General features: G+C 49.3%; 22 protein-coding genes. 14 read left to right on the top strand and 8 right to left on the bottom strand.

The window, feature by feature from the left end; translation table 11 throughout:
- Positions 1–32: 32 nt before the first annotated feature.
- Positions 33–671 (bottom strand): ComF family protein, encoded by a 639-nt coding sequence (locus tag ACZ5EJ_RS10130; RefSeq protein ID WP_277985860.1) that lies wholly within the window; start codon positions 669–671, stop codon positions 33–35.
- Between the two features lie 142 nt (positions 672–813).
- On the opposite strand from ACZ5EJ_RS10130, the gene bioB reads away from it, so the two are divergent.
- The 5 genes from bioB to bioD are packed head-to-tail and all read left to right on the top strand — an operon-like array spanning position 814 to position 5,331.
- Positions 814–1,830 carry a biotin synthase BioB gene (bioB, locus tag ACZ5EJ_RS10125; protein ID WP_074455941.1) on the top strand — a complete coding sequence of 339 codons (1,017 nt, stop codon included), beginning with the start codon at positions 814–816 and terminating at the stop codon, positions 1,828–1,830.
- 5 nt (positions 1,831–1,835) lie between these two features.
- Positions 1,836–2,999 carry an 8-amino-7-oxononanoate synthase gene (gene bioF / locus ACZ5EJ_RS10120; protein WP_011635156.1) on the top strand — a complete coding sequence of 388 codons (1,164 nt, stop codon included), beginning with the start codon at positions 1,836–1,838 and terminating at the stop codon, positions 2,997–2,999.
- Entirely contained in the window at positions 2,980–3,759 is a 780-nt protein-coding gene (gene bioH / locus ACZ5EJ_RS10115) for a pimeloyl-ACP methyl ester esterase BioH (RefSeq protein ID WP_011635155.1), read from the top strand. Before bioF ends, bioH begins: the two co-directional genes overlap by 20 nt.
- Positions 3,749–4,645 (top strand): malonyl-ACP O-methyltransferase BioC, encoded by an 897-nt coding sequence (gene bioC, locus ACZ5EJ_RS10110; RefSeq protein ID WP_074455919.1) that lies wholly within the window; start codon positions 3,749–3,751, stop codon positions 4,643–4,645. Before bioH ends, bioC begins: the two co-directional genes overlap by 11 nt.
- Before the next feature lie 2 nt (positions 4,646–4,647).
- Entirely contained in the window at positions 4,648–5,331 is a 684-nt protein-coding gene (gene bioD, locus ACZ5EJ_RS10105; protein ID WP_074455918.1) for a dethiobiotin synthase, read from the top strand.
- 19 nt (positions 5,332–5,350) lie between these two features.
- Here the strand turns inward: bioD and pip are convergent, their stop codons facing one another.
- Positions 5,351–6,301 carry a prolyl aminopeptidase gene (gene pip / locus ACZ5EJ_RS10100; protein WP_011635152.1) on the bottom strand — a complete coding sequence of 317 codons (951 nt, stop codon included), beginning with the start codon at positions 6,299–6,301 and terminating at the stop codon, positions 5,351–5,353.
- Positions 6,302–6,575: 274 nt separating this feature from the next.
- Here pip and ACZ5EJ_RS10095 point away from each other — a divergent pair, with 274 nt between their 5' ends.
- The 7 genes from ACZ5EJ_RS10095 to ACZ5EJ_RS10065 all read left to right on the top strand — a co-directional run bounded on the left by ACZ5EJ_RS10095 (position 6,576) and on the right by ACZ5EJ_RS10065 (position 14,546).
- Positions 6,576–7,739, top strand: a complete 1,164-nt coding sequence (locus tag ACZ5EJ_RS10095; protein ID WP_011635151.1) for a patatin-like phospholipase family protein — start codon at positions 6,576–6,578, stop codon at positions 7,737–7,739.
- Positions 7,740–7,744: 5 nt separating this feature from the next.
- Positions 7,745–8,467, top strand: a complete 723-nt coding sequence (locus tag ACZ5EJ_RS10090) for a TerC family protein (RefSeq protein WP_074455939.1) — start codon at positions 7,745–7,747, stop codon at positions 8,465–8,467.
- A 111-nt stretch (positions 8,468–8,578) separates the two neighbouring features.
- Complete coding sequence (locus tag ACZ5EJ_RS10085) at positions 8,579–9,004, top strand: universal stress protein (protein WP_011635149.1); 426 nt, start codon at positions 8,579–8,581, stop codon at positions 9,002–9,004.
- A gap of 88 nt (positions 9,005–9,092) precedes the next feature.
- Positions 9,093–9,857: a 3',5'-cyclic-nucleotide phosphodiesterase gene (locus tag ACZ5EJ_RS10080; protein WP_074455917.1), complete on the top strand. Its 765-nt coding sequence runs from the start codon at positions 9,093–9,095 to the stop codon at positions 9,855–9,857.
- Positions 9,858–9,869: 12 nt separating this feature from the next.
- Positions 9,870–12,251 (top strand): GspE/PulE family protein, encoded by a 2,382-nt coding sequence (locus tag ACZ5EJ_RS10075; RefSeq protein WP_074455916.1) that lies wholly within the window; start codon positions 9,870–9,872, stop codon positions 12,249–12,251.
- Between the two features lie 242 nt (positions 12,252–12,493).
- Complete coding sequence (locus ACZ5EJ_RS10070) at positions 12,494–13,303, top strand: GGDEF domain-containing protein (protein ID WP_074455915.1); 810 nt, start codon at positions 12,494–12,496, stop codon at positions 13,301–13,303.
- Between the two features lie 13 nt (positions 13,304–13,316).
- Positions 13,317–14,546, top strand: a complete 1,230-nt coding sequence (locus tag ACZ5EJ_RS10065) for an EAL and HDOD domain-containing protein (protein WP_074455914.1) — start codon at positions 13,317–13,319, stop codon at positions 14,544–14,546.
- Positions 14,547–14,897: 351 nt separating this feature from the next.
- On the opposite strand, the gene ACZ5EJ_RS10060 is transcribed toward ACZ5EJ_RS10065, so the two are convergent.
- Both ACZ5EJ_RS10060 and ACZ5EJ_RS10055 read right to left on the bottom strand, forming a co-directional pair.
- Positions 14,898–15,149, bottom strand: a complete 252-nt coding sequence (locus ACZ5EJ_RS10060) for an RNA-dependent RNA polymerase family protein (protein WP_218117880.1) — start codon at positions 15,147–15,149, stop codon at positions 14,898–14,900.
- Between the two features lie 51 nt (positions 15,150–15,200).
- Positions 15,201–15,368, bottom strand: coding sequence for a hypothetical protein (locus tag ACZ5EJ_RS10055; RefSeq protein WP_160803501.1), 168 nt, complete (start codon positions 15,366–15,368; stop codon positions 15,201–15,203).
- 280 nt (positions 15,369–15,648) lie between these two features.
- On the opposite strand from ACZ5EJ_RS10055, the gene ACZ5EJ_RS10050 reads away from it, so the two are divergent.
- Positions 15,649–15,789, top strand: a complete 141-nt coding sequence (locus tag ACZ5EJ_RS10050) for a hypothetical protein (protein WP_160803500.1) — start codon at positions 15,649–15,651, stop codon at positions 15,787–15,789.
- Positions 15,790–15,913: 124 nt separating this feature from the next.
- Here ACZ5EJ_RS10050 and fumC read toward each other — a convergent pair whose 3' ends face one another.
- Both fumC and queF read right to left on the bottom strand, forming a co-directional pair.
- A complete protein-coding gene (gene fumC, locus ACZ5EJ_RS10045) occupies positions 15,914–17,314 on the bottom strand; it encodes a class II fumarate hydratase (RefSeq protein ID WP_011635143.1) in 1,401 nt (466 codons plus the stop codon).
- A 48-nt stretch (positions 17,315–17,362) separates the two neighbouring features.
- Positions 17,363–17,782: a preQ(1) synthase gene (queF, locus tag ACZ5EJ_RS10040; protein ID WP_011635142.1), complete on the bottom strand. Its 420-nt coding sequence runs from the start codon at positions 17,780–17,782 to the stop codon at positions 17,363–17,365.
- 86 nt (positions 17,783–17,868) lie between these two features.
- Between queF and smc the strand changes: the two genes are divergently transcribed.
- On the top strand, positions 17,869–21,441 hold the full coding sequence (smc, locus tag ACZ5EJ_RS10035) for a chromosome segregation protein SMC (protein ID WP_083331338.1): 3,573 nt from the start codon (positions 17,869–17,871) through the stop codon (positions 21,439–21,441).
- A gap of 69 nt (positions 21,442–21,510) precedes the next feature.
- Here smc and ACZ5EJ_RS10030 read toward each other — a convergent pair whose 3' ends face one another.
- Together ACZ5EJ_RS10030 and ACZ5EJ_RS10025 are read right to left on the bottom strand one after the other, a co-directional pair.
- Positions 21,511–23,070, bottom strand: a complete 1,560-nt coding sequence (locus ACZ5EJ_RS10030) for an MraY family glycosyltransferase (RefSeq protein ID WP_074455912.1) — start codon at positions 23,068–23,070, stop codon at positions 21,511–21,513.
- The gene (locus tag ACZ5EJ_RS10025) at positions 23,067–25,289 is read right to left on the bottom strand and encodes a polysaccharide biosynthesis tyrosine autokinase (protein ID WP_256328306.1); all 2,223 of its coding nucleotides are present in this window, start codon (positions 25,287–25,289) and stop codon (positions 23,067–23,069) included. The genes ACZ5EJ_RS10030 and ACZ5EJ_RS10025 overlap by 4 nt, the downstream gene beginning before the upstream one ends.
- Positions 25,290–25,307: the final 18 nt, after the last annotated feature.

The raw sequence follows: 25,307 nt of genomic DNA, 5'->3' as shown, positions 1-25,307 counted from the left end.
AATGATTGTCGGTCCGTATTATTTTCGGATGATTAACTCGGAAATGCCCGGGCGACAACCCAGGCGCGAACACTGCCTGCCCCCTGGCGAAGGATAACTCTGGCCAGTTCATTCAGGGTGGCGCCGCTGGTCATGACATCATCCACGATAGCAACCTGTTTTCCGGAAAAATGCTGGGTACAGATAAAGGCATTACGAACATTCTGTTTCCGTTTCTTCCATGGAATCTCAGTCTGCGAAGGAGTGCTGCGTGTGCGTACGCAGGCGGCAGGTAGCAATTTGCATCCTGTCTTTCTACACAGATGACGACTGATTTCGAGCGCCTGATTGAATCCTCTATCCCGCAGCCTGTCCGGATGAAGCGGTACCGGAATGACATAGTCAGGTAAAGAATCTTCCTGGAGTTCTGTCAGCAGCAAATCTGCCAGTATTGGTGCCAGCGACAGTTCGGAGCGGTATTTCAGTGCCTGTATCAGTGCATCAACCGGATAGGTGTAACGCACGGCTGCTCTGACGTGGTTCCAGGCGGGCGGCTTGCGCAGACAGGCACCACAAATCTGTGAGGAAGGCACTGGTAGCAGGCAAGAAGGGCAGTGTACTTGAGACAGTCTGGGAAGATCATGCAGGCAGGCTGCGCAGATATCTCGATGATCAGACACTTGACATAACACGCAATGCTTATGTTGGAATAATTGCACAAAATTTAATCGCCTGTTCAAAATTCCAGAAGAAAAAATTGACAATCTAAAAGGTATCCGTAATGATCGCCTACTATTTATTATAACTTGGAGCAGGCTATCGCCGAGAATGATCATGGAATCCGGAACCGGTTTAATTTCTGAAAAACAGTGCGGATGCACATATTCCAACCCTGATTTGGCAGCGCAGCAAGAATCATCGCCACGCTGGTTGGTGGCAGATGTTGAATCACTGTTGGGTTTGCCGTTTAATGATCTGATTTTTCAGGCGCAAACGGTGCACCGCCAATATCACGATGCTAATGGCGTGCAATTGTCTACGCTGCTGTCAGTAAAAACTGGTGGATGTTCTGAAGACTGCGCCTATTGCCCGCAGGCGGCCCGTTATCATACCGGGGTGGAAAATCAAGCAATTTTGTCGCGTGAGGAAGTAGTGATGGCTGCCACCAAAGCCAAGGAAAGTGGCGCAACGCGCTTCTGCATGGGAGCCGCCTGGCGGGGACCCAAACAACGTGATATTGAACACATGACCGAGCTCATCAGTGCGGTTAAGGATTTAGGGCTGGAAACCTGTGCTACATTGGGTATCCTGAAACCCGGGCAGGCTGTTCAACTCAAGCAGGCCGGGTTGGATTACTACAATCACAATCTCGACACCTCTCCTGAGTTTTATGGCGAGGTCATTACTACACGCGAATATCAGAATCGCCTGGATACATTGGAGGAAGTGCGCGGTGCCAATATCAATGTTTGCTGTGGCGGCATCGTTGGCATGGGGGAATCGCGCACAGCGCGAGCCGGCCTGATTGCACAACTGGCCAACCTTGATCCTTATCCTGAATCAGTACCGATCAATTACCTGGTGCAGGTCGAAGGCACACCTTTGTACGGTACACCTGAGCTCGACCCGTTTGAATTTGTCCGCTCTATTGCAGCAGCACGTATCACCATGCCCAGAGCAAAGGTCAGGCTTTCTGCTGGCCGCCGACAGATGTCGGAAGCTATTCAGGCACTGTGTTTTCTGGCCGGTGCCAACTCTATCTTTTATGGTGACAAACTGCTCACGACCGGCAATCCGGATACGGAACAGGACGCAGCTTTGCTCGAAAAACTGGGATTGCATGCACTTTAACCACCATGCTGCCGGACTTGGCTGAAGCGCTGCAACAGCGCAGGCAGGAAGGGTTGTATCGTTTTCGCCAGGTGCTGGAAGGGCCGCAATCCCCGCGTGTGACCATTGATGGCCGGGATTTTCTGGCTTTTTGCAGTAACGATTATCTGGGGCTGGCTAATCATCCAGCCTTGATCGAAGCAGTAGCAGCAGGTGCACAACGTTACGGTGTGGGTTCGGGCGCTTCTCATCTGATTAGTGGTCATTCCCGCGCACATCATGAACTGGAAGAGGCACTGGCGGAGTTCGTCGGCCTTCCACGTACCCTGCTGTTTTCCACGGGCTACATGGCCAATATGGCGGTGGTGACTGCGCTCATGGGGCGGGAAGATGCGATTTTTGCAGATCGTCTCAATCATGCTTCACTCAATGACGCGGCTTTGCTGTCACGTGCCCGCTTCATTCGTTATCCCCATCTTGATCTTGTTACCCTGGAGAAGCAGCTGAAGACGATACAAGCCCGGCGGCGGCTGATCGTCACCGACGCAGTATTCAGTATGGATGGTGACAGGGCGCCGGTTGCCGAGCTGCTGGCGTTGTGTCAGCGCTTTGATGCCTGGTTGTTGCTGGATGATGCGCACGGATTTGGTGTGCTGGGTGAACAGGGCAAAGGCAGTTTGTATGATCCGCAGGAGGTGGAGCGAAATGTACCACATCTGATTTACATGGCAACGCTGGGCAAGGCAGCAGGAGTATCCGGCGCGTTCGTGGCAGCGCAAGCGTCAATGATTGAAACGCTCATTCAGCATAGCCGTACCTATGGCTATACCACGGCGGCAGCCCCGTTGCTGGCACATGCCTTGCTGACCAGTTTACAATTAATCAGTCAGGGTGTCTGGCGACGGGAGCGGCTTGTTCAATTGATAGAGCAGTTGCGACAAAAGCTGCAATCTCTCCCCTGGCAACTATTGCTATCGGATACACCGATACAGCCATTGCTGGTGGGCGGAAGCCGGGAGGCCGTCCGGCTGGACCAGGCGTTGCGTGAGCGTGGTATCTGGGTGCCGGCTATTCGCCCTCCGACAGTGCCGCAAGGCATGGCACGGTTGCGCATCAGTTTGTCTGCGGCTCATGCTGGGGAAGATGTCGATCAATTGAGTGCAGCCTTGCATGATCTGGCTGGATGCTGATATGACCCGGTTGCATATTGAGACAAGCGGGAGCGGGCCTGATCTGGTGATGTTGCATGGCTGGGCCATGCACAGTGGTGTATGGGAGTGTGTGTCAGAGCCGCTCTCCCGGCGTTTCCATCTGCACTGCATTGATTTGCCGGGGCACGGTGCTAGCCGTGATTGTGCGCTGGATTCTCTGGAGCAGATGACCGAAGTGATTGCAGACCATTTGCCTGATAACAGCATTGTGTGCGGCTGGTCGCTCGGTGGGCAAGTGGCGATCAGGCTGGCATTACAGATGCCGGAACGGGTACAACAATTAGTACTGGTTGCCAGTACCCCTTGTTTCGTCAAACGTGCCAACTGGCCATGGGGGATGGAATCATTAACCCTGACCCTGTTTATGGAAAATCTGGCACGTGACTATATGCAAACCCTCAATCGTTTCTTGACACTGCAAGTTAGCGGTAGCGAGGATCAGACCCGGGTACTGGCACGGCTGCGCAAGAGTATGTTGAGTGGTTTGTCACCGGAGTTTGCAACGTTGCAGGCAGGATTAAAGATTCTGCAAACGAGTGATTTGCGAGCTGAACTGGATCAAATTAAACAGCCTGTGCTGCTGATTCATGGCCAGAATGATGTTATCGCGCCTGTTGGTGCTGCTGAATGGACGCAGCAGCACTTGTCCCAGGCGCAATTGAAGCTGTTTCCTCATTGCGGCCACGCGCCGTTTCTTTCTTTTCCTGAGCAATTTGTGGGTTGTTTCGATGCTTTATGATCATGTACTCGACAAGCGCATGTTGCGCCGGTCATTTGAACAGGCGGCGACCAGTTATGACCAGTCTGCCGTACTGCAGCGGGAAATATGCGACCGTATGTTGTCACGCCTGGAATATATCAAATATGTTCCCGGCAAAATTATCGATGCAGGCAGTGGAACCGGTTACGGTACGCGCAAGCTGATCGAACGCTATCCTGCGGCAGAAATCATGTCGATGGATATTGCGCTGACGATGCATGATCGTGCACGTGCAGCCATGCTGGAGAAAATACCTGGTTGGCAGCGCTGGCTACCATTCAAGCATCATCAACCCAGAGGCTATATCTGCGCAGACATAGAACAGTTGCCCCTGCGCGAAGCCAGCGTTGGCATGATCTGGTCCAACCTTGCATTCCAGTGGTGTAATGATCTCAGGCGGACATTTGCAGAAGCGCATCGCGTACTGGAGGATGGTGGTTTGTTGATGTTCAGCACGTTTGGGCCGGATACACTGAAGGAATTACGGCAAGCCTTCAAGTCAGTGGATCCGTTTAGTCATGTCAATCGTTTTACGGATATGCATGATGTGGGTGATATGCTGGTGGGTTGTGGCTTTTCATTGCCGGTGATGGATATGGAATATATTACATTGACCTACGATGATGTCAAAAGCGCTATGCAGGATCTCAAAGCAATTGGTGCCCGCAATGTGACACAAGGGCGCAGACGCGGCTTGATGGGCAAGACGACATGGCAGCAAGTGATCAATCAATATGAAACCTTGCGCAAGGATGGCAGGCTGCCAGCAACCTACGAAGTAGTTTATGGGCACGCCTGGAAACCGGAGATGCGTAAAGTTCAGCTAAAGCCGGAGACGCGGCGCAAGCTGGGGCTGGATCCGTAATAATGGCAACAGGATTCTTTGTAACGGGTACGGATACCGGAATTGGTAAAACTACAGTGAGTTGTGCGCTGTTGCATGCGTTTTCGACGCATGGCTATACCGCTGTTGGAATGAAGCCAGTGGTGTCAGGTCGTGAAGATGGATTATGGCAGGATGTGGAAAATCTGCAGGCAGCCAGCACGGTCAGCATGCCACGTAAACTGATTAATCCTTATGCCTTTGTCGAGTCAATAGCACCGCATATCGCTGCACAGCAGACGAATATCCGTATCGATCTGGAAGTGATTCGGCAGGCTTGCGAGAAGCTGCAAACAGCAGCAGAGATAACGATTGTCGAAGGTGTCGGTGGTTTCATGGTGCCGCTGTCGCTATCAGGTTTGTCAGGCGATCGATACGACACGCGTGATCTGGCCTGTGTGTTAGGGCTGCCAGTAATCCTGGTTATGGGAATGCGGCTAGGTTGTCTTAACCATGCATTACTGACAGCTCGCGCAGTTGAATCAGCCGGTTTGAAATTGGCAGGCTGGGTGGCAAACAGAATTGATCCGGATATGTTGCAGCCGGAAGCAAACCTGCAAACACTGGTCGAATGGCTGGATTGCCCATTATTGGGTATCTTGCCGTATCAAGCGCAACCTGACGTGCAGCAACTTGCGCAATATCTTGATCTTTCCAGATTACGGTAACCGGGTGATTCAGGCCTGATTACAGTATCTGCCTGAATTTCTCGGTAGCCTTGATGAGTTCAGCCTGAATCCCAAGTTCCCAGGCGGAATGGCCGGCATCATTGACGACGATATACTCAGCCTGTGGCCAGGCCAGGTGCAGATCATATGCGCTGACAATCGGACAAACCGCATCATAACGCCCTTGAACAATGACACCAGGCAAGTGGCGAATCTTGTGCACGTTGTCCAGCAAGCTATTTTCCGGCAGAAAAATATTATTCTTGAAATAGTGTGCTTCAATCTTTGCCAGCCCCAGCGCAACAGTATTACTGGAGAAATAATCAACTGTATCCGGGTTGGGTAACAGGGTTGAACAGCTTCCTTCATAGCGACTCCATGCTTTTGCAGCTGGCAGATGGATATCAGGATCGGGATGAATCAGTAAACGATAGTAGGAAGTGAGAATGTCGCGTTGTTCGTCTATCGAGAGGCGGGATACAAATTCGTGCCAGACTTCTGGAAAAATATTTTGTAGTCCATATAAAAACCAGTGGATTTCACTGGGGCGACAAAGAAAAATACCACGTAGTACAAATCCCAGGCAGCGTTCAGGATGCGCCTCACCGTAGACAAGTGCCAATGTGCTGCCCCAAGATCCGCCAAAGATCAGCCATTGTTTAATACCAAGATGGTGCCGCAGCTTTTCGATGTCCGTGATGAGCAGAGTAGTGGTATTGTCCTTTATTTCACCCAGAGGAGTGGAACGTCCGGCACCACGCTGGTCGAAAATAACAATCCGGTAATGTGCCGGATCAAAAAAACGGCGATGACCGGGCGTGGCACCAGCACCGGGCCCTCCATGGAGGAACAGAACAGGAATACCTTCCGGGTTACCCGATTGTTCCCAGTACATGGTGTGAATGCCATCCAGTGGCAATGTGCCGTGATTATAGGGTTCAATAGGGGGGAAAAGCTCGGTGTGTGCCATAGTGAGTGATGTGTCAGTTTGTTTTTAGGGAAAATGCTGATTGTGTCTGTGCTAGGGTATTTTAGCACTTTGCCTTGTTAGGGCTGTAACCTGTGATTCGGCCAGGATGTTGTTAACCGGTTTTTGCTGACGCAGGATGCATGAGAATATCTCACTGATGTGAGAGTTACTGTATAGTCGCGCGAGTGTGGGCATGGTAATGAAAGGTAAGCAGGAACGAGAATAATGATGTTGGCAGGAATCAGAGTAAAGAATGTCCTAAAATGAGTTGTTCGTGAGTGAAATACCCCGAAATGATTCACAGCAGCCAAGGTTGGGCCTGGTTCTGACCGGCGGTGGTGCGCGGGCGGCTTATCAGGTAGGCGCATTGCGAGCCATTGCCGAAATGCTGCCATCGCATGCACGCAGCCCTTTTCCGGTGATTTGTGGCACTTCTGCCGGGGCGATCAACGCCGCAGGCCTCGCCATGGCGGCAACCCATTTTTTGACAGGAATCAAGCGGCTGGAAGCCGTATGGAGCAATCTTCATACTGGCCAGATTTATCGCTCTGATCTGATCGGCGTGTTACATACAATGTTGCGCTATTTTGGCTCGATTGTATCAAGCAGAATGGCGGGGAAACCGGTTTCGCTGCTGGACAACACTCCGCTCAGACAATTGCTGGCCTGTCATTTGCCTTTCAGAGGCATACGCAGGAGTATTCATGCCGGGGCGCTGCATGCGCTCGGCATAACAGCCTGGGGTTATGCTTCCGAGCAATCGGTCACTTTTTATCAGGCTAATCCCAGCATTATTCCCTGGAAGCGTGCACAGCGTATCGGTGTTCCATCACGTATCGGTATCCAGCACCTGATGGCGTCTGCTTCGATTCCATTGATTTTTCCGGCAATCCGGGTTAATCGCGAATATTTTGGTGATGGTTCCATGCGGCAGTTTGCGCCGTTGAGCCCGGCATTACATCTGGGGGCAGATCGCTTGCTGGTGATCAGCGTCAATGAAAAGAAAGAAGCTGATTGCGAACGTATCAAGGTGACTGGCTATCCACCTCCGGCGCAGATTGCCGGACATGTGATGAACAGTATTTTTGTTGACGGTCTGGATGCCGATCTTGAGCGCTTGCGACGTATTAACCAGACACTCAGCTTGATTCCTGAAACACAAACAGGAAATATGCCTTTGTTACGTACGATAGACTGCATGGTAATTACACCAAGTGAAAGAATTGATGAACTGGCGCAGGCATATGCCAGCAGTTTACCGCGTACAATCCGCTATTTTTTCCATGCTGCCGGCGCAATGGGGCCAAAAGGTTCGGCCATGCTCAGCTATGTATTGTTTGAGGCACCTTTCTGTCAGGCGCTGATTGATCTGGGTTATCAGGACACGTTGCGGCAGCGGGATGAAGTGCTTGCATTTATTTTCGGACAACAGGAGTAAAAATGATGGGAATGGCCGATCCCCAATTCTGGGTTGCTGTTTTTCAGATTATCGCCATTGATATTGCACTCGGCGCTGACAATGCCGTGGTCATTGCATTGGCCTGCCGGAATTTGCCTGAGAACAAGCGTAATCAGGGAATATTCTGGGGGATGGTGGGGGCGATCGGGATACGTGTCCTGCTGGTTTTTTTCGCCCTCCAGTTATTAGCACTACCTTATCTAAAAATAATTGGTGCTTTTTTGCTACTGTGGATCAGCGTTAAACTGTTGTTACCAGAACCGGGCACCAGCGAAAGCGGACCGATTGTGAAGGGGGGGGGGGCAACCCTGCCCAGTGTGATCAAAACAATCATTGTCGCCGATACGGTAATGAGCCTGGACAATGTTATGGGTATAGCCGGCGCAGCCAGGGACAGTCTCGCTCTGGTGATATTTGGCTTGTTGTTCAGCGTACCGATTATCGTCTGGGGCAGTAAACTGGTGATGAAATGGATTGAGCGTTTTCCCGTTATCGTTGTTGTCGGTGCCGGTTTGCTTGGCTGGATTGCTGGTGGATTGCTGACGACTGATACGGTTAGCCAGGAGTGGGTGGATACACAGGCTGCTTATCTGCATTGGCTTGCCCCGATAAGCTGTTCCCTGCTGGTGATCGGTATTGGAAAGTGGCTGGCAGCCCGGATACATAAAAGTATGGGTGTTTCAGTCGATTTGCTGGGGAAAGATTGAATCCGGGTAATCAGGTGGCATATGTTGCAGAATGGTCAAGCAGTAAATTTTAAGTATCAGCTGATTATCAAAGTGTTGTTTGTGATGAGTTACACGTGAAAAGGGGGTCTTATGCTAAAAATGTTACTGCCAGTGGATGGTTCCGAGGCTTCCGAACGGGCAGTTGAGGAATTTGTAAAACGGCTCGACTGGTACCGTGAAAAACCGGAGATTCATTTATTGAATGTGCGAATTCCGCTGACTGGTAATGTTTCCATGTTTGTCAGCAAGGAGGAGATTGGGGATTATTACCGAGAGGAAGGGCTTAAAGGCCTGAAGCAGGCTCGTGATTACCTGGAAGAAAGAGGAATCGCTTACCGACACCATATTGTTGTGGGTGAGGTGGAGACCATGATCTTGCAATTTGCCGAAGAAATAAAATGTGACCAGATCGTTATTGGTCCGCGCGGGTTGGGCGCTGTCAAGGGCTTGCTGCTTGGCTCTGTTGCCAGCAAGCTGATTCAGCTTTCAACTGTTCCGGTATTATTACTTAAATAATAGCGGAAATAAGCCGTAATCCTCCATTTATTGCAGTAAATGATCTGCTGCAATTTTCCGTTAAATCCGGAATGGAGGATTGGTAGTCTTGAGATTAAAAGTATTGGGTTGTGGCGGTGGAATAGGGAGTGATTCCCATACTACTGCGATGTTGCTGGATGAAGATATTCTGATCGATGCCGGTACCGGAGTTGGCACGCTTACTCTGGATGACCTGCTGAGAATTGATCATATATTCGTTACGCACGCCCACCTGGATCACATTGCTTTCATTCCTTTCCTGGTAGATACAGCCGGCAGTCTGCGCGACCGACCACTGATTGTGCATGCTCTGCCATCTACACTGGCGTGTCTGCAGGCACATATTTTCAACTGGCATATCTGGCCGGATTTTTCTTGTATTCCTGATGCAGTTCATCCTTATATGCGCTATGAGCCGATTACTGTGGGTGAAGCTGTGGCGCTGGGTTCACGCAGGATCACGCCTTTACCGGCGTGTCATATAGTTCCAGCGGTAGGTTTTCAGCTTGATTCCGGGCAATCCAGCCTGGTATTCACCGGCGATACCACTGCTGATGATGCGTTATGGGAAGCTATCAACCAGATTCCAAACCTGCGCTATCTGATTATCGAATCCGCCTTTAGTGACGCCGGTCAGGATATCGCAGCACGTGCCGGACATTTTCATCCGGCTATGTTGGCAAATGAACTGAATAAACTGCAGCATAATGCCGAAATATATATTACCCACCTACGGCAAGGAGAGGCGGAAGTGGCCATGCGCGAGATTCTTGCGGGCGTTACGCGTTTCAGCCCCCACAGATTGATGAGTAATCAGATATTTGAATTTTAGGATAGCGTAAACATGAGTACATCTCAGGTTTTTCAAGCTGGCTCGGGCATTGTCTCCGCAGCGGGAATTTCACTCAATTCCGCCAATCGTCTGCGTTCCGTGATTGACAGGATTCACGCAGCAGGGAATATCGACGAAATCATGTTTGAGGTGAACCGGGATATCTGCGAGGTGTTTAATGCAGATCGTCTGACAATTTATACCGTAAGTGGTGATAGAGCCAGCCTTGTTTCGCGTATTAAAACCGGGCTGGACTCCTGCCAGGATCTGAAATTGCCAATTAATGAACAGAGTATTGCCGGCTTCGTGGCTTTACACAGAAAAACTGTCAATTTCAGGGATGTTTATGATCGGAATGAACTCAGGAAACAGGGGGAATACCTGCGGTTTTTACAGGAAGTGGATAAACGGACAGGATACCGGACCAAACAGATGCTCGTGGTGCCGATCCCGAGTGCTGGTGATAATGATTTGCTGGGTGTAGTGCAGCTCATTAACAATAAGTCTGACGAGCCTTTTTCACAGAAGACAGTTGATAGTTTGGGTGAAATTTGCCAGGTGCTGGCGGCTGCCTTTAAGCAGCACCGGATGCAGCAGCTGTTGGGCAAGACCCGTTATGATCAGCTGATCGTCAATGCTGTGATCAGCACCGGTGAGTTTGAGCTGGCGACCAGACGGGCACGCGAAACAGGCCGTGATCTGGAAGATGTGTTGATTGATGAATTTGGTATCAGCGTCATACAGATAGGCGGAGCTTTGGCCAGCTTCTTCGGTGTGAAATATGAAGGTTACAGGGCGGATCGGATCAGGCCGCTGGATCTGCTGAAAAATCTCAAACGGGAGTTTGTCGAAAGCAATAGCTGGTTGCCGATAGATGATGGAAATGATGGATTGGTAGTGCTGACGCTGGATCCCGAGCGTATCAAGGCCTTGCGTATCGTCAATCAGATTTTTCCAAAGCGTAAAATCATCTATACGGTTTGTACCCAGCGTGAATTCAAAGCTACGCTGGATGTATTTTATGGCGCCACAGAGGCTGAAAATCTGGGGGGCAGCATTGACGATATGCTCTCCAATCTGGAAGAGGTCGTGGAAGAAACCAGGGAAGCTGAAACAGATGAAGCCTCGGCCGCTGCAGACAACGAGCTGGTCAAACTGGTGAATCGCATTATCATGGACGCCTATAAAATGGGGGTTTCAGATATCCATATTGAACCCTTGCCCGGTAAGGGAAAAACCAGTGTCCGCTTCCGCAAGGACGGTGCACTGATGCCTTACATCGAAATTCCCGCCAGTTACCGCAATCCGTTAGTGACACGTCTCAAGATCATGTGTGATCTGGATATCTCAGAAAAACGTAAACCGCAGGATGGCAAGATTAAGTTCCGGAAATTTGCGCCGCTCGATATTGAGCTGCGGGTTGCAACCATTCCTTCAGCCGGTGGCGTGGAAGATGTCGTGATGCGTATTTTGGCGGCAGGTGAGCCGATTCCACTGGAAAAAATGGGATTTACTCCTGCCAATCTGGAGCAATTGAAATCAATTATCAGTAAACCCTACGGATTATTTTTTGTTTGCGGGCCGACTGGTTCTGGTAAAACAACAACACTACATTCCATTCTCAAATATCTGAACCGGCCGGAAACCAAAATCTGGACGGCGGAAGATCCGGTTGAAATCACGCAAAAAGGATTGCGTCAGGTACAAATCAACACCAAGGCCGGTCTGACCTTTGCCACCATCATGAAATCTTTTCTGCGAGCAGATCCGGATATCATCATGGTAGGCGAGATGCGTGATAAGGAAACGACCGGGATCGGTATCGAAGCCTCGCTTACCGGGCATCTGGTATTTGCCACGTTACATACCAACAGTGCGCCGGAATCCATCATCCGCTTGCTGGATATGGGGATGGACCCATTCAATTTTTCAGATGCATTACTGGGGATTTTGGCGCAACGTTTGGCCAGGCGGTTGTGTAAATGCAAAAAAGCACACCCGGCCAGCCGGGAGGAAATTTGTGCGTTACTGACAGAGTATTGTGAGGAACTGAAAAACATTGAGCACTTCAAGGCTGATCCTGATGCAGCCTATCGTGAAATTGAAGCCCGCTGGATCCAACAATATGGGGATGAAAAAGGGCAGATTACGTTGTATCAGCCGGCCGGTTGTGAGCATTGCACGGGAACCGGTTATGCGGGCCGGGTCGGTTTGCACGAGCTACTGACAGCTACTGATGCACTCAAAAAAAATGTACAGGAACACGCGCGTGTTGCTGAAATGCTGACTACCGCGCTGGGTGACGGCATGCGTACCCTGAAACAGGACGGGATAGAAAAAGTGCTGCAGGGAATTACCGATATTCATCAGGTACGTGCGGTATGTATCAAATAAAGGATATCTCTAATATCCTGCCAGATGTTTATAAAAACATCTGATCGGTTGTATGGTTGAATACCGGCATGGTTTTCCTTTAATTCCTTCTTTTGCACTAAACAGGTTCTGTTAGCCTTTCTGTTACTAAATGAATGCTTCGGTAAGGTTTTTCTAAATCCCGGTTGGCACTCTTCTTAGGTGGATTTCCGGATTTCTCCGGGTGATTACAACGATTGCGGTACCGTTTCAGGAGGATAATTGTGCAGATTTCGGATGAGAAAAAGGTATTGCAGCTGGTCAAATCTTCGACTACAGGCAAAAAAAGAACCAAGGCTGAAGGAAAGAGCCAGAAACTTGTAACCGGTGCAGATGAGTATAGTCAACAGGTTGAACAATACGCTCGTCGAATCCGAGAAACCAGTGATGTAAATGAGATTATCGATATTCTGGATACAGTGCTGGGTGAAACCAAGAGTCTGCGTTACAGCAACGAAATATATAGCGCACAAGAACAGGTGCGGCTTGCTGAGAATCAGATCGAATCACTTAAGCTGGAGCTTGAACAGTTGCGGGAGCTCATCCATTACGATCCAATGACGGGGGCATTCAACCGGCGCGGTCTGGATGCTGTTTATTTACGGGAGGCAGCACGTGCCGACCGGAATGAAAATATATTATGTGCAGTTATGATTGATCTGGATAATTTCAAGTGTATTAATGATGCCTATGGCCACCAGTTCGGTGATGATGTCCTGATTCATCTGGTAAAGCTAGCAAAAAAATCGCTACGACCAAGTGATGTGGTCGCCCGCTACGGTGGTGAAGAGTTTGTCATATTGCTGCCGGATACCACCCTGGAATCAGCGGTTTGGGTGATGCAGCGCCTGCAGAATAGTTTCTCCAAAAAAGCGCTTCCAGACATGGATGGCAGTCCTGTTCCAATTGTTTTCAGTGGTGGTATTGCTTTTCGGCAGCTTCGTGAAAGCCAGAAATCCTTACTAAAACGAGCGGATGAAGCGCTTTGTCAGGCCAAAAAATCCGGTAAAAATCGCATCATGATTGCCTCTTAATAGCAGATATTTAATGGAAAATGCTTTTTTGGGCAAGCAACCAATTCTGGATCGCAATCAGAAGTTGATCGCTTATGAGCTCCTGTTTCGGACAGCAATGGATATTAACCAGGCAGAAGTTTCAGATGGTTTTCATGCCTCGGCCAACGTGGTGGTGAACGCATACGGTTACCTGGGTATCCAGCAGGTTCTTGGTAATCTGCGCGGGTTTATCAATATCGATCATGGATTGCTTCTGGATGATGTGGTTTTGTTGTTACCCAGTAAACATGTAGTTCTGGAGCTGCTGGAGACTATCCCGGCGACCCCTGAAGTGGTACAGCGTTGCGCCGAATTGAAACGGATGGGGTACCACCTTGCGTTGGATGACGTGACTTGTATTGATGATAGAACCGAAGCATTGCTCCCGTTTGCCAATGTAATTAAGGTCGATGTATTAGCATTGACAGATGCAGAAATTAGTCAATTGATCCAGAAACTGAAAGCATGGCCGGTTATCCTGCTGGCAGAGAAGGTGAATAGTCCGGAGCGGGCGAGGATATGTATGGATTTGGGATTTGAGATGTTCCAGGGCTACTTTTTTGCCAAACCTATCATTGTTTCAGGTAGCAAGATCAAATCCAGCAGATTATTTCTGTTGCGTTTATTGTCGTTAGTGATGCACGGTGCCGAGATTGATGAGATTGAGCGGTTATTCAAGCACAAACCAGGCCTGAGCTATAGTCTTTTACGTGTGGTTAATTCTGTGGCAGCAGCATTACCTCATAAAATCGGCTCTATCCGACAGGCTTTGATAGTGATGGGTTATCGTCCTTTACAAAGATGGATTCAGTTACTGCTCTATGCTGCTGATCCTGCCGGAAAATTAACCAATAACAATGCATTGATGCAAACAGCTGCCATTCGCGGAAGGTTGATGGAGCTGATTGCTACCATTGATCGCCCGCATGATAAGAATTACCAAGATCGAGCTTTCATGACTGGAATAATGTCTTTACTGGATACATTGTTTAGTATGGATATTCAACAGATAGTGAATAAACTGGAAATGCCAGATGAAGTTATTCGTGCGCTGTTGCATCGTGAAGGACGACTTGGCTGCAAATTGAGACTGATTGAAGCCAGAGAAAAAGGGGATATGAAACAAGTAGAGAGCATTATGGCTGAGCTTGAATTTCTGGATCAAACCAGCTTGGCAAAAGCAGAGCTTGATGCCCTGGATTGGGCCAATCATATACATTAGTCGCTTCGCATGAGAAACTCGAGGTAGTTTAGCCCCTGTATCACGGGGTTGTAGAGCCGAGCCACGTCGGCCACAGCGTCACGTGTGTCTGGCGGTTGAGTCGCCAGAGCGGGTGCACCGCTCTGGCGCATTTGCTGCAAGGCATCGGCATCGTCACTGGCTCCCGGCAGTGAAGCTCGTGAAGAGTTGGTCTTACTTGCTGTGAGCCTTCCTCGGTTTGAACGTGAAGCCCAGGAAGGCGAAGCTCATATGCGGATGCTGTTCGGCGCGGTTGTTGCCCTTGCAGTAAACGACCTTTGATTTCTCAGAATGCATCGTCAACCCACAGTCCGTCAACCGTGATGTGATGGATCACATTACATATTTTGCCTGCTTCCAGCTACGGTAGTGAATCGCCGCGTCATCTGCGTAGCAGGCGAACGGACAGTTGGGGTTGGTGCGCTGCATCCACGTGCCGAAGGCGTAGTGCATCAACAGGTTCACCAGGATGGGATTGACCTCCGCCTTGCGCAGTGCCGCGTTCGTGTGGGACGCGTACATCGCCGTCGGTTCCGAACGGCGGAGCTGGCGCAGGCTGGCAATCTCATAAAGTGTATCTTCCATGAGCGTTTGCTTCCTTGGTCAGGGCTTGTTGCTCTGATCGAACTGTACTACTCAACAAGTGGGTGTCGTGGCGAGCAACCACTGCCACTGAAAAGTATGTTGTGCGTGCATATTGCCCAAATTGTCTACAACTACTCTGATCCGGGCATGCTGTGCAAAGAATTGCTCTCGTCGCGTGACCTTCTTCTTGTTGGCTTGTTCAAGATCACTGAAACTCATCTGGCTGCATGAGGATGACAATAGAAAAAAGATGAATAACAAATTTTACTAAAGGATTCGTGCAGAGATTCCTTAGCCGAGCCTCCACTTTTACTTCCATTGTCAAAAAAACTGGGTTAGAATCTTTTTCAGCTTTATGGATTTACAGAAGTAATAGTAGGCACATAAGGTGAGCAGTGCCGGGTGTCTGAACTAATAAAGTCATCATCAGTTTCCCGAGCAAATGGGAGTTTATCTGAGAAGAGATAAAAGTATTTAATTTAATTAGGAGGATAAGGCCATGGGATACAGTGATGTAGCAGTAAGCCAGAGAGAAGCAGAAAAAAATGAACAAGCATGGAAAGTAATTTTAATCGCTTTGGTAGCTTTTATTGCGATTGGTGCAACAATCTGGTTTGGTGGACTTGGCGGTAAATACTAATTTTATAGCACTTAGTGCACCATATTAGGCATCCTGAATTTCAAGAATTCAGGATGCCTAATTTTTTTCAGCTATTAAGCCGGGTTATTATCTGATCGGTAGAGTAGGTGGTACTTCCTCCGTTTTATAGACTTCTTTTATTTCCCACCATTTTTTGTGGATCAACCCACGCATCAAATTGTTCTGCGGTGACATAGCCGAGCTTGATTGCCGCTTCTTTCAACGTTAGTGCCTCATGATGGGCTTTTTTAGCAATTTCGGATGCCTTGTCGTAGCCGATGTAGGGATTAAGCACAGTAACCAGCATCAGTGAATTTTGTAAATGTTGCTGAATACGTGTTGTATTGGCGGTAATGCCCGCGGCGCAATGCGTATTGAAGCTTTTTATGCCATCTGCCAGCAGGCGTGCGCTTTGCAGAAAATTATGGATAATCAGCGGTTTCATAGCGTTGAGTTCAAAATTTCCCATGGCACCACCGAGGTTGATCGCAACATCATTGCCCATGACCTGGCACGCCAGCATGACCACGGCCTCTGCCTGAGTGGGGTTGATTTTGCCGGGCATAATCGAACTACCAGGTTCATTCTCCGGGATAAAAATCTCGCCGATGCCACAACGCGGGCCAGATGCCAGCCAGCGGATATCATTAGCGATCTTGATTAGCGCAGCGGCTAGCGTTTTTAGCACGCCATGCGCATGAACGAATGCATCATGTGCGGCCAGCGCTTCGAATTTATTAGGGGCAGTGATAAAAGGATAGCCGGTGAGGTGTGCAATTTCTGCTGCGACGCGCTGCGCAAATTCCGGATGGGTATTAAGACCTGTTCCCACGGCAGTTCCGCCCAACGCCAGTTCAAGCAAGTGTGGCAGGGCGGATTCAAGATGAGCAAGACCGTGGTCGAGCTGTGATACATAACCTGAAAATTCCTGCCCCAGCGTCAATGGGGTGGCATCCTGCAAATGGGTGCGGCCAATCTTGACAATATCTGAGAACTCGGTTGCCTTGGATGCTAATGTATTATGCAATGCTTCCAGTGCAGGAATCAGTCGGCTGCGGATGGCTCCTACTGCAGCAACGTGCATGGCAGTGGGAAACACATCATTGGAAGATTGTCCTCGGTTGACATGATCATTGGGGTGCACCTTGCGATCTTTGCCGCGCGTACCACCCAGAATTTCCGAGGCACGGTTGGCTAGCACCTCGTTCATGTTCATGTTGGTTTGCGTACCGGAACCGGTTTGCCAGATGACCAGTGGAAACTCGTTGGCATGCTTGCCTGCCAGCACTTCATCAGCAGCGGCGATGATTGCCCGAGCGATGTTTTCCTCCAGCAATCCCAGCTCCTGATTGACACTGGCAGCTGCGCGTTTGACCACTGCCAGCGCATGAATCAGTGCTGGTGGCATGCGTTCTCCGGAAATGGTGAAATTGGTGAGTGATCGCTGGGTCTGTGCGCCCCAAAGTGCGTTGACAGGTACTTGCACCGTACCCATTGCATCATGTTCTTCGCGATACGAATCCATTATGGCTATTTCCCGAGAGAGATTGACGAGTTGTATGAAAGAAAGCGATTAGCTACGGGTATTGAACTGTTCATCGAAGGATTCCAGAAATACCGGAGGCTGAGGGTGCCAGCCTTTCTTGCGATGTTCTGCAACGACATTGGTAAAAATTCCGCCACGGACGTAAAATTTTGAGGTCAGCCGAATAAAGCGGGGTTTCATGGCAATAACCAGATCATCCAGAATCTGGTTGGTGACTGCTTCATGAAAAGTACCCTCATTGCGATACGACCAGATATAGAGCTTGAGACTCTTGAGTTCGATACATTTTTTATCCGGAATGTAATCCAGCGTTAGTCGCGCAAAATCTGGTTGCCCGGTTTTTGGGCACAAGCAGGTAAACTCCGGTATTTCCATGTGAATCCGGTAATCGCGTGTCTGAATAGGGTTTTCAAAGGTTTCCAGTTGCTTTGAAGGCTGTGTGGTCATAGTTTCCTCAGTTCTCCCGATTTTCGGTTCTTCTTTATGACAGGTAAATCATTTAAAATAACCAGGCAACCTGAAATTATAACCTCTTGCCTTCCAAATTGCGCCTGACCGAAATAAAACTAGCTGGTTTTAAAACATTTGTTGATCCTACAGTCGTACCTGTACCGGGAAACCTGGTCGGGATCGTCGGGCCGAATGGCTGCGGCAAATCCAATGTCATTGATGCTGTACGCTGGGTATTGGGTGAATCGCGTGCTTCGGCATTGCGAGGAGAATCATTGCAGGATGTGATTTTCAGTGGATCGGTTACGCGCAAACCGGTTGGGCGCGCTAGTGTGGAGTTGGTCTTCGATAACGGCGCAGGCAAGGCAGCAGGCCAGTGGAAAGCCTACAACGAGATCGCTATCCGACGTGTGCTCCAGCGCGATGGTGAATCCTCCTATTACATTAATAATATCCGTGTACGCCGGCGAGATATTACCGATATGTTTCTGGGGACGGGCGTTAGCGGGCGGGGCTACGCCATTATTGAACAGGGGATGATCTCCCGTATTATCGAAGCCAGGCCGCTGGAATTGCGCGCGTTTCTTGAAGAGGCGGCCGGTATCACTCGTTACCATGAAAAGCGCCATGAAACCGGATTGCGTCTGACGGATGCACGCGGCAACCTCCAGCGCGTAGACGATGTGTTGCAGGAACTGGACAAGCAACAGCAGCATCTTGAGACACAAGCCGAATATGCGACACGTTACCAGGATTTACATAAGCAATTGGCTGCTGCACAACAGGCGTTCTGGACCCTGCGCAAGCAGCAGGCAACGGAATCTCGGCATGCGGCGCAGGAAGAGATTGAACGCCTGACGCAGGAAATGGAAATTATCCGCTCCAGTTTGCAGGAAACAGCTGAGAAACAGGATGAGCTGCGCGTACATCACCGGATCGTGAATGATCGTCAGCATCAGGCCCAGGGAGCACTGTATGCTGCTGAAGGCGAAATTGCACGCATCGAACAAAGTATCCAACATATTCGTATAAACAGAGAGCAACTCGATCGTCAAATTGCCGAGGCAGAGCTGCAATTGCAAAACCATGAGCAGCAACTGGATAAAGCGAATGAAAGCCTGATGTCCTGGCAGAACAAGCTGACACAGGCTGAGGATGATCATCTTTCCTGCAGAGAAGAACATGCACGAGAAGCCGGAGAGTTGCCACAAATAGAATCGGCCGCGCAATCAGATCAGGTACAGCTGACCGGATTGCGGGAAAAACTGGCATTGGCCAGACAGAATGAAAAATTGCAGCAGAACCAGCAGGCGTATGCCGAAAAAACATTGCAGCAGTTGATAATGCGCCATGAGCGTTTGCTGGGAGAGCAGTTGAGCCAGCCGGAGATTGATCCGGTGCAACTGGATGAATTGCAGATGGAATCTGCAGAGTTGGCTGCCCTGTTGGAGCAGCGCCAATGTTTGCTTGGTGAACAGGAAACACAAATACATAGCATGCAACAGGAACGTGATGCTATTCGACAAGTTATCCAATCGTTACAACGTGACCTTGCCCAGGCCAATGCCCGCCGTGATGTTTTGCAGCGTCTGCAAAACCAGATCGAAGATAACCAGGAATTGAATGCGTGGATGACCAGGAACCAGCTGGATGTACTGCCAAGGCTGTGGTTACAGATTTCAGTTGAATCCGGTTGGGAAACGGCGCTGGAAGCGGTGCTGCGCGAGCGTATCCAGGCAGTGGCTGTAGATCGGCTGGAGCAGGTGCTGGATTGGGAGGTTGGCCAAGGAAAACGGCCATCAGCAAAATGGTCGGTATGCGAACTGGTAGAACCGGATCAGTCAGCCGGTAGCCACAATCTAATAAGGCCGGATCGGTCAACCTGGAAACCACTCAGTATATTGCTGAATTGTCATAGTCCGGCTGTACAAGCAGTGTTGGAGAACTGGCTGCATGGCATATTTGTAATTGACGACCTGGAATCTGGCTTGGCAATCAGGAAACAGCTGGCAGCTGGCGAGATGTTGGTAACAGCGGAAGGGCACAGTATTACCGGGCACGGAGTGAGTTATTTCGCACCGGATTCGGCAGTACACGGTATCCTGCAACGCCAGCGCGAAATTGCGCAGATCAGCGAGGAATGTGAGCAAATCGAACACTCTGTTTTATCCAAACAGCAGACGCTGGCCGAGGTGGAGCAGAATTATCAGCATATTGTGGCCGAGATCGTACAAACCCGCAAGGCGATCGAGGCAACCAGAACACAACAACACAGTCGGCAGATACAGATTGTGCAGCTGATGCAGAAAATTGAGCGCGTGGCGCAACAGCAGACCCAACTTGAAACTGAGTTGGCTGACTTGGCAGTACAGATTGAGGAAGAATTATCCCAAAAGCATCAGGTAGAAATGGAGCTGACTGCCTGTGAAGCAGAAAGAGTAGTGTTGGAAGCGCAAGCAAGTCAGGCGGAATCCACCAGTCAGCTATCCGGGCAGGCGCTGGTATCGCAGCGGTCACTGGTACAGCGTTTATTGGACAAATTGCGTGAAGCTGCTTTCAGCGAGCAGAACTGCCAGAGCAAGGTGGCCGATTGCGAGCAGCGTATCGACATGATTATCCGGAACAAGGTTGTGCTAACTGAAAACATGCAAAAGTTGCAGCATATCCGCGCTGATCTGGATGAATCGTCGTTGGCAGCAGATGCGGCGCATTGGCAGATACAACGCCATCAGCACGAACAGGCGCTGATGGCAGTTCGATATGAGCTGGAAAATACAAACAATACATTACGGGAGACGGAACAGGCCCGAATGCAGGCTGAGCAACAGCTGCATAAGTGCGGCGAGGCGGTGGGGCAAGCGCGACTGCGTGAGCAGGAAGCGGGGATAACTGAAGCCCAGTTTGCAGGCAAGCTGGCAGAATCCAGTGAAATTACGTCGGAAATGTTGCAGCAATCCATAAATGAATCGCCGGCTAGGTTGCAAACGCACATCAATCGACTGGGTGGGGAGATCGCTGCCCTCGGTCCGGTTAATCTGGCAGCGTTGCAGGAGCTGGACGCATTGAAATCACGCCGGATGCATCTTGAAGAACAATCGCTGGATTTACGGGAGGCCATTGACACACTGGAGCAGGCGATTCGGCAGATAGACCATGAAACTCGGCAGCGTTTGGAGGAGACCTTTAATCAGGTCAACCACAATCTTGGCGAATTGTTTGCTTCCATTTTTGGGGGAGGGTCTGCGGAACTGGTGCTGAGCGGTGAAGATATTCTGGATGCGGGCGTGCAGCTGAATGCGCATCCGCCGGGCAAGCGCAACAGCTCCATTCAACTGCTTTCTGGTGGTGAAAAAGCCTTGACGGCGTTGGCGCTGGTGTTTGCGCTGTTCAAACTGAATCCTGCACCATTCTGCCTGCTAGATGAAGTGGATGCCCCGCTGGACGACAGCAACGCGGGGCGTTTTTGCGAGCTGGTCAGGCGTATGTCCGATGAAACTCAATTCCTCTTCATCAGCCATAACAAGATCGCCATGCAGATGGCGCAGCAACTGATCGGTGTCACCATGCGCGAACAGGGCGTTTCGCGGGTGGTGACAGTGGATATTGGCAAGGTGATGGCAGATGTGGTGGATTATGGATCAGAAGAGCCTGCATAAATCTCGTGCTGCTTGCTGCGAAGGAAACCTGATCAGGTTTGGCGCTATGTCTGCAAGGAAGTACGCAGATTATGAATTTTCTTTATTAGGCTGATTGTCGGTGGAATTTTGTTCGGCGATTGAGTCCTGGTCATATATTGCTTCGAATATTAATAATTTCTGATTATCTTTTCGCGAGTCAGCCAAACGTCTTCCTCCATAAGAATTATCGCGCTCAGATAATTTTCTTCGATCATTCTGCGGGTTTCGTTCTATAAAAGGGCGCAACTGAATATGGCAGCGTTCATTTATATGTTTTTGTGCCGATGCAATGAAGCTTCCAATTTCATTTTTCATCGTTTTGGTATCCGTATCCAGCAATCGTATGTTGACAATTACTGCATATTTTTCTGTGTCGTTGGCAGAGGTTTTATTTTTGATTACATGTATCAATGAATCCAGGCTGGGCCGTAATTCTTGCGAAATCATATGGACTATATTTTTAGCTTCCTCTGCTGTGTAGCTACCCAGGAAAAAGCCACGACTTTCGGTCGGGATCAGGCCCCGGAAAGTATGCAAATAGCGTAAAGCGGTAATCAGATGCCATGGGTGAAGTGTCAGATAGAAATACCCGAAAAAAAGTACCAGGAAAGCCAGAAGCATTACCTGTTCGTGGATACCCAGATACAGGCCGGCCAACCCTGTCAGGCCAAACAGTAGTTGCACAGAAGTAATGGTAAATACTGCGTCGTTAACACGATACCCAGCATCGAGAAGGATATGGTGAAAATGGTTGCGGTCGGGTTTGAATGGCGACTTGTGCTGCCAAATCCGGCGCAACATGATACTGATAGTATCCATCAGAGGAACAGCAAATAGCCAGAGGGCCGTTACCGGCGTCATGGCACGGCTGTTGCCTTGCGAGAGGTCTATCAGAAGCCAGGTAATCAGAAGTCCCAGCAGCATACTGCCGTTATCGCCCAGAAATACTTTGGCACGGGGTTGTAGAGGGCGACGTAAGTTGAAAAATAGGAACCCCACAACGCCACCGATGAGTGCAATGATAATAATGAGACTGGATTGATGGCCGGTAGTGAGAGCAACTATGCCCAGCAGCAGCAAGCTTGTTAGTGACACGGATCCAGATAAACCATCAATTCCATCTATCATGTTGAAAGCATTGATGCTTCCAATGATGGCAAAAATGGTGAAGGTTGCTGCAATGCCAGGTAGTGCGAGTATCTCGCCAAGTGGTAAGTTGCCAATATCAATCAATATCACTTCACTTACCAGTACGATAATTAATGCTGATAGGGCTTGTATGACCAGGCGTGTTTTGAAATGAAGATAAATAATGTCATCGATCAGGCCCATGATAAAGATGATGCTGGAGCTGATCCCTAGTCCTAGCCATTTCACGGATTGTTCCGGATAGAGGTAGCCAAGGAGAGGAAGGGCAGCGAGAAGAGAAACAAAGATTCCTGTGCCCCCCACAAACGGTGTGAGATGTTTGTGTTGTTTATGCTCTCCTGGGCGATCCAGAATGCCGCTGATATGTGCCAGCGGAATTGCCAGTCGGATGGTAAGGCCAGCCAGTATCGTGCTGATGATAAATAGTGCGAGCTGCTTCGGGAGATCGAATTCTGTCATTTCTTGCTGCGATAATCATATTGGTAGCTATACTGTGTATATCTGTGGCGTGATGAAATTTCGGGAATGCCATTGAATATTACACCCTTCAGATTTACGCCTGCCAGTACAAGTTTCTTTACACTTTGTTCGAGCTCACGCATCGGATGGGTTCCAGCCCTAACCACCATCAATGTCACGCTTGCCAGACGACCGATAATGGCCGCGTCGGTAGCGGCCAGGATGGGAGGTGAATCGATGATGATCAAATCATACTGCTTGTTGACAGTTTCCAGAATTTGCTCGAATCGCTCGTGTAGTAATAGCTCGGATGGGTTAGGCGGTATTGCTCCGGTTGGAATGAAGTGGAAATTTGCCTGGGGCACAGATCTGATCGCATCCTTCAGATCGATCGATTGACTGATTAATTCGGACAGGCCTTTCTCTCTTCCTGTGCGCATGGATTTGTTGATATCACCCCTGCGCAGATCTCCATCGATCAACAAAATATTTTTGCCGGCATCTGCCATGACGGCAGCAAGATTCATCGAAATGAATGTCTTTCCGGCTTCTGGACTCGGGCCGGTGATCATGAGGATGTTGTTACGCGCCTCCAGAAATGCAAAGTGTAAGGTTGTTCGCAAACTGCGCAGGCTCTCTATGGCAAGATCTTCTCTGTTTTCCAGTGCCAGGATGATTGGAGGATGATTGCCTGCTACAGGTTTGCCTTTTAGTTTTTTCTCGATCAGCTTCTGGTGTCTACTGCGCTGAACCGTGGCATAAACTGGAATATTCAGGGATTTTTCAATGATGTCAGGATTTTCTACCCCGCGGCTGAGTGATCGGCGAATAAAGGCGAATATAACTCCCAACATTAATCCTGCCATGAGCGCAATACCCATGATCAGGGTTTTTTTGGGTTTGATCGGTAGATCGGGCGGTATAGCGTAATCAACAATTCTTACATTACCCACCGTACCTGCTTTGGCTACTCGTATCGTCTGGGCGTGATTCAACAAGGTGGTGTAGAGCTCGGCATTGACTTCCACATCCCGAGATAATCTGAGAATGATTTGCTGGGTTTCCGGCAGTTTGCCTATTTTTTTGTCAAGTGCATGGATTTGCGTCTGCAGTCTGCTGATCTGCTTGTCAATTGCAACGACATTAGGATGAGATTCCGTAAATCTCTGTCTCAGTTCATCCCGTTTTTGTTGCAGAAGTGTAATCTGGGTATTTAGCTCGACCGTACCTGTCAGTATATTCTGGGTTTCAAGATCGAGATTAATTGAACCTTCGCGAATTCTGTAATCGTTAAGGGCGTTGGTAGTGGTTTCAAGTTGTTCCTTGAGAGCGGGCAGCTGTTTTTCCAGGAATTCAAGGGTTTTTTGGGATTCTGCTGATTTTTGTTCGACATTCTGCTGAAGATAGGTATTGGCAATTTCGTTAACAATTTGAACAGCTTTCGCTCGGTTGTCTGATTCGATGGTTAATTGAAGAATGCCGGTTCCCTTGCCAATTTCTGCAATCGAGAGAGTTTCCTTTAGTTGTCGGATTGCTTCTCCTTGGGAGCGGCGTATCAGAGTGAAATGAGTGTTGGGACGCGCTTTCAGATGAGTAACAAATAGCTTGATTGGGTGCAGAGAGCCTTCTGGCTGCTTGGCAGCTAATTTGCCGACTTCCCCCTCAAGAATGACTTTATTCTGATAAATAAGCTCGAAGCGGTTTTCGCCGAGTGATTGCAAAATAATTTCTTCATTTTTCCAATTGTCGGGTATTTCAAGCGTATCTACCTGAATGACCTCGCCTCCCCAGGCATAATGTGATAGCCATTCAGATGGTGGATTGGATAGGGTGCCGCTCTCGTGGAAGCGTTGAAACCATCTGGCTGCAGCAGCGCCTATGAACGGAAAAAACCTGGGTGTTGCAATAATATCCAGACTCAAGTTCCTAATTGTTTTTCCCAGGATCATTCTGGACTTGATCAATTCAATTTCAGCTTGAACCGGCGTTTTGGTTTCAAAGAATGTTGATAATGAATCCAGTTGTTCAACCATGGATTGTGTATTTTCTCTGACCTGTAACAAGCTGTCCGCCTTATAGATCGGCAAGCTTAAAAGTGATATGGCAGCACCGATCATGCAGGTGATAAAGGTGATGATAAAAATCAGTTGCTTGTTGTCTGCCAGAATATCCAGCAGTTCTCCCAGATCGATTTCGTCACTGTTTTGATCAGATGGCATGTCAGGTAATGAATGAGT

Source organism: Nitrosomonas sp. TNE100, from assembly GCF_055387135.1.
The sequence above is the reverse complement of the archived record's forward strand: the minus strand, read 5'-3'. Positions and strand labels throughout refer to the sequence as shown.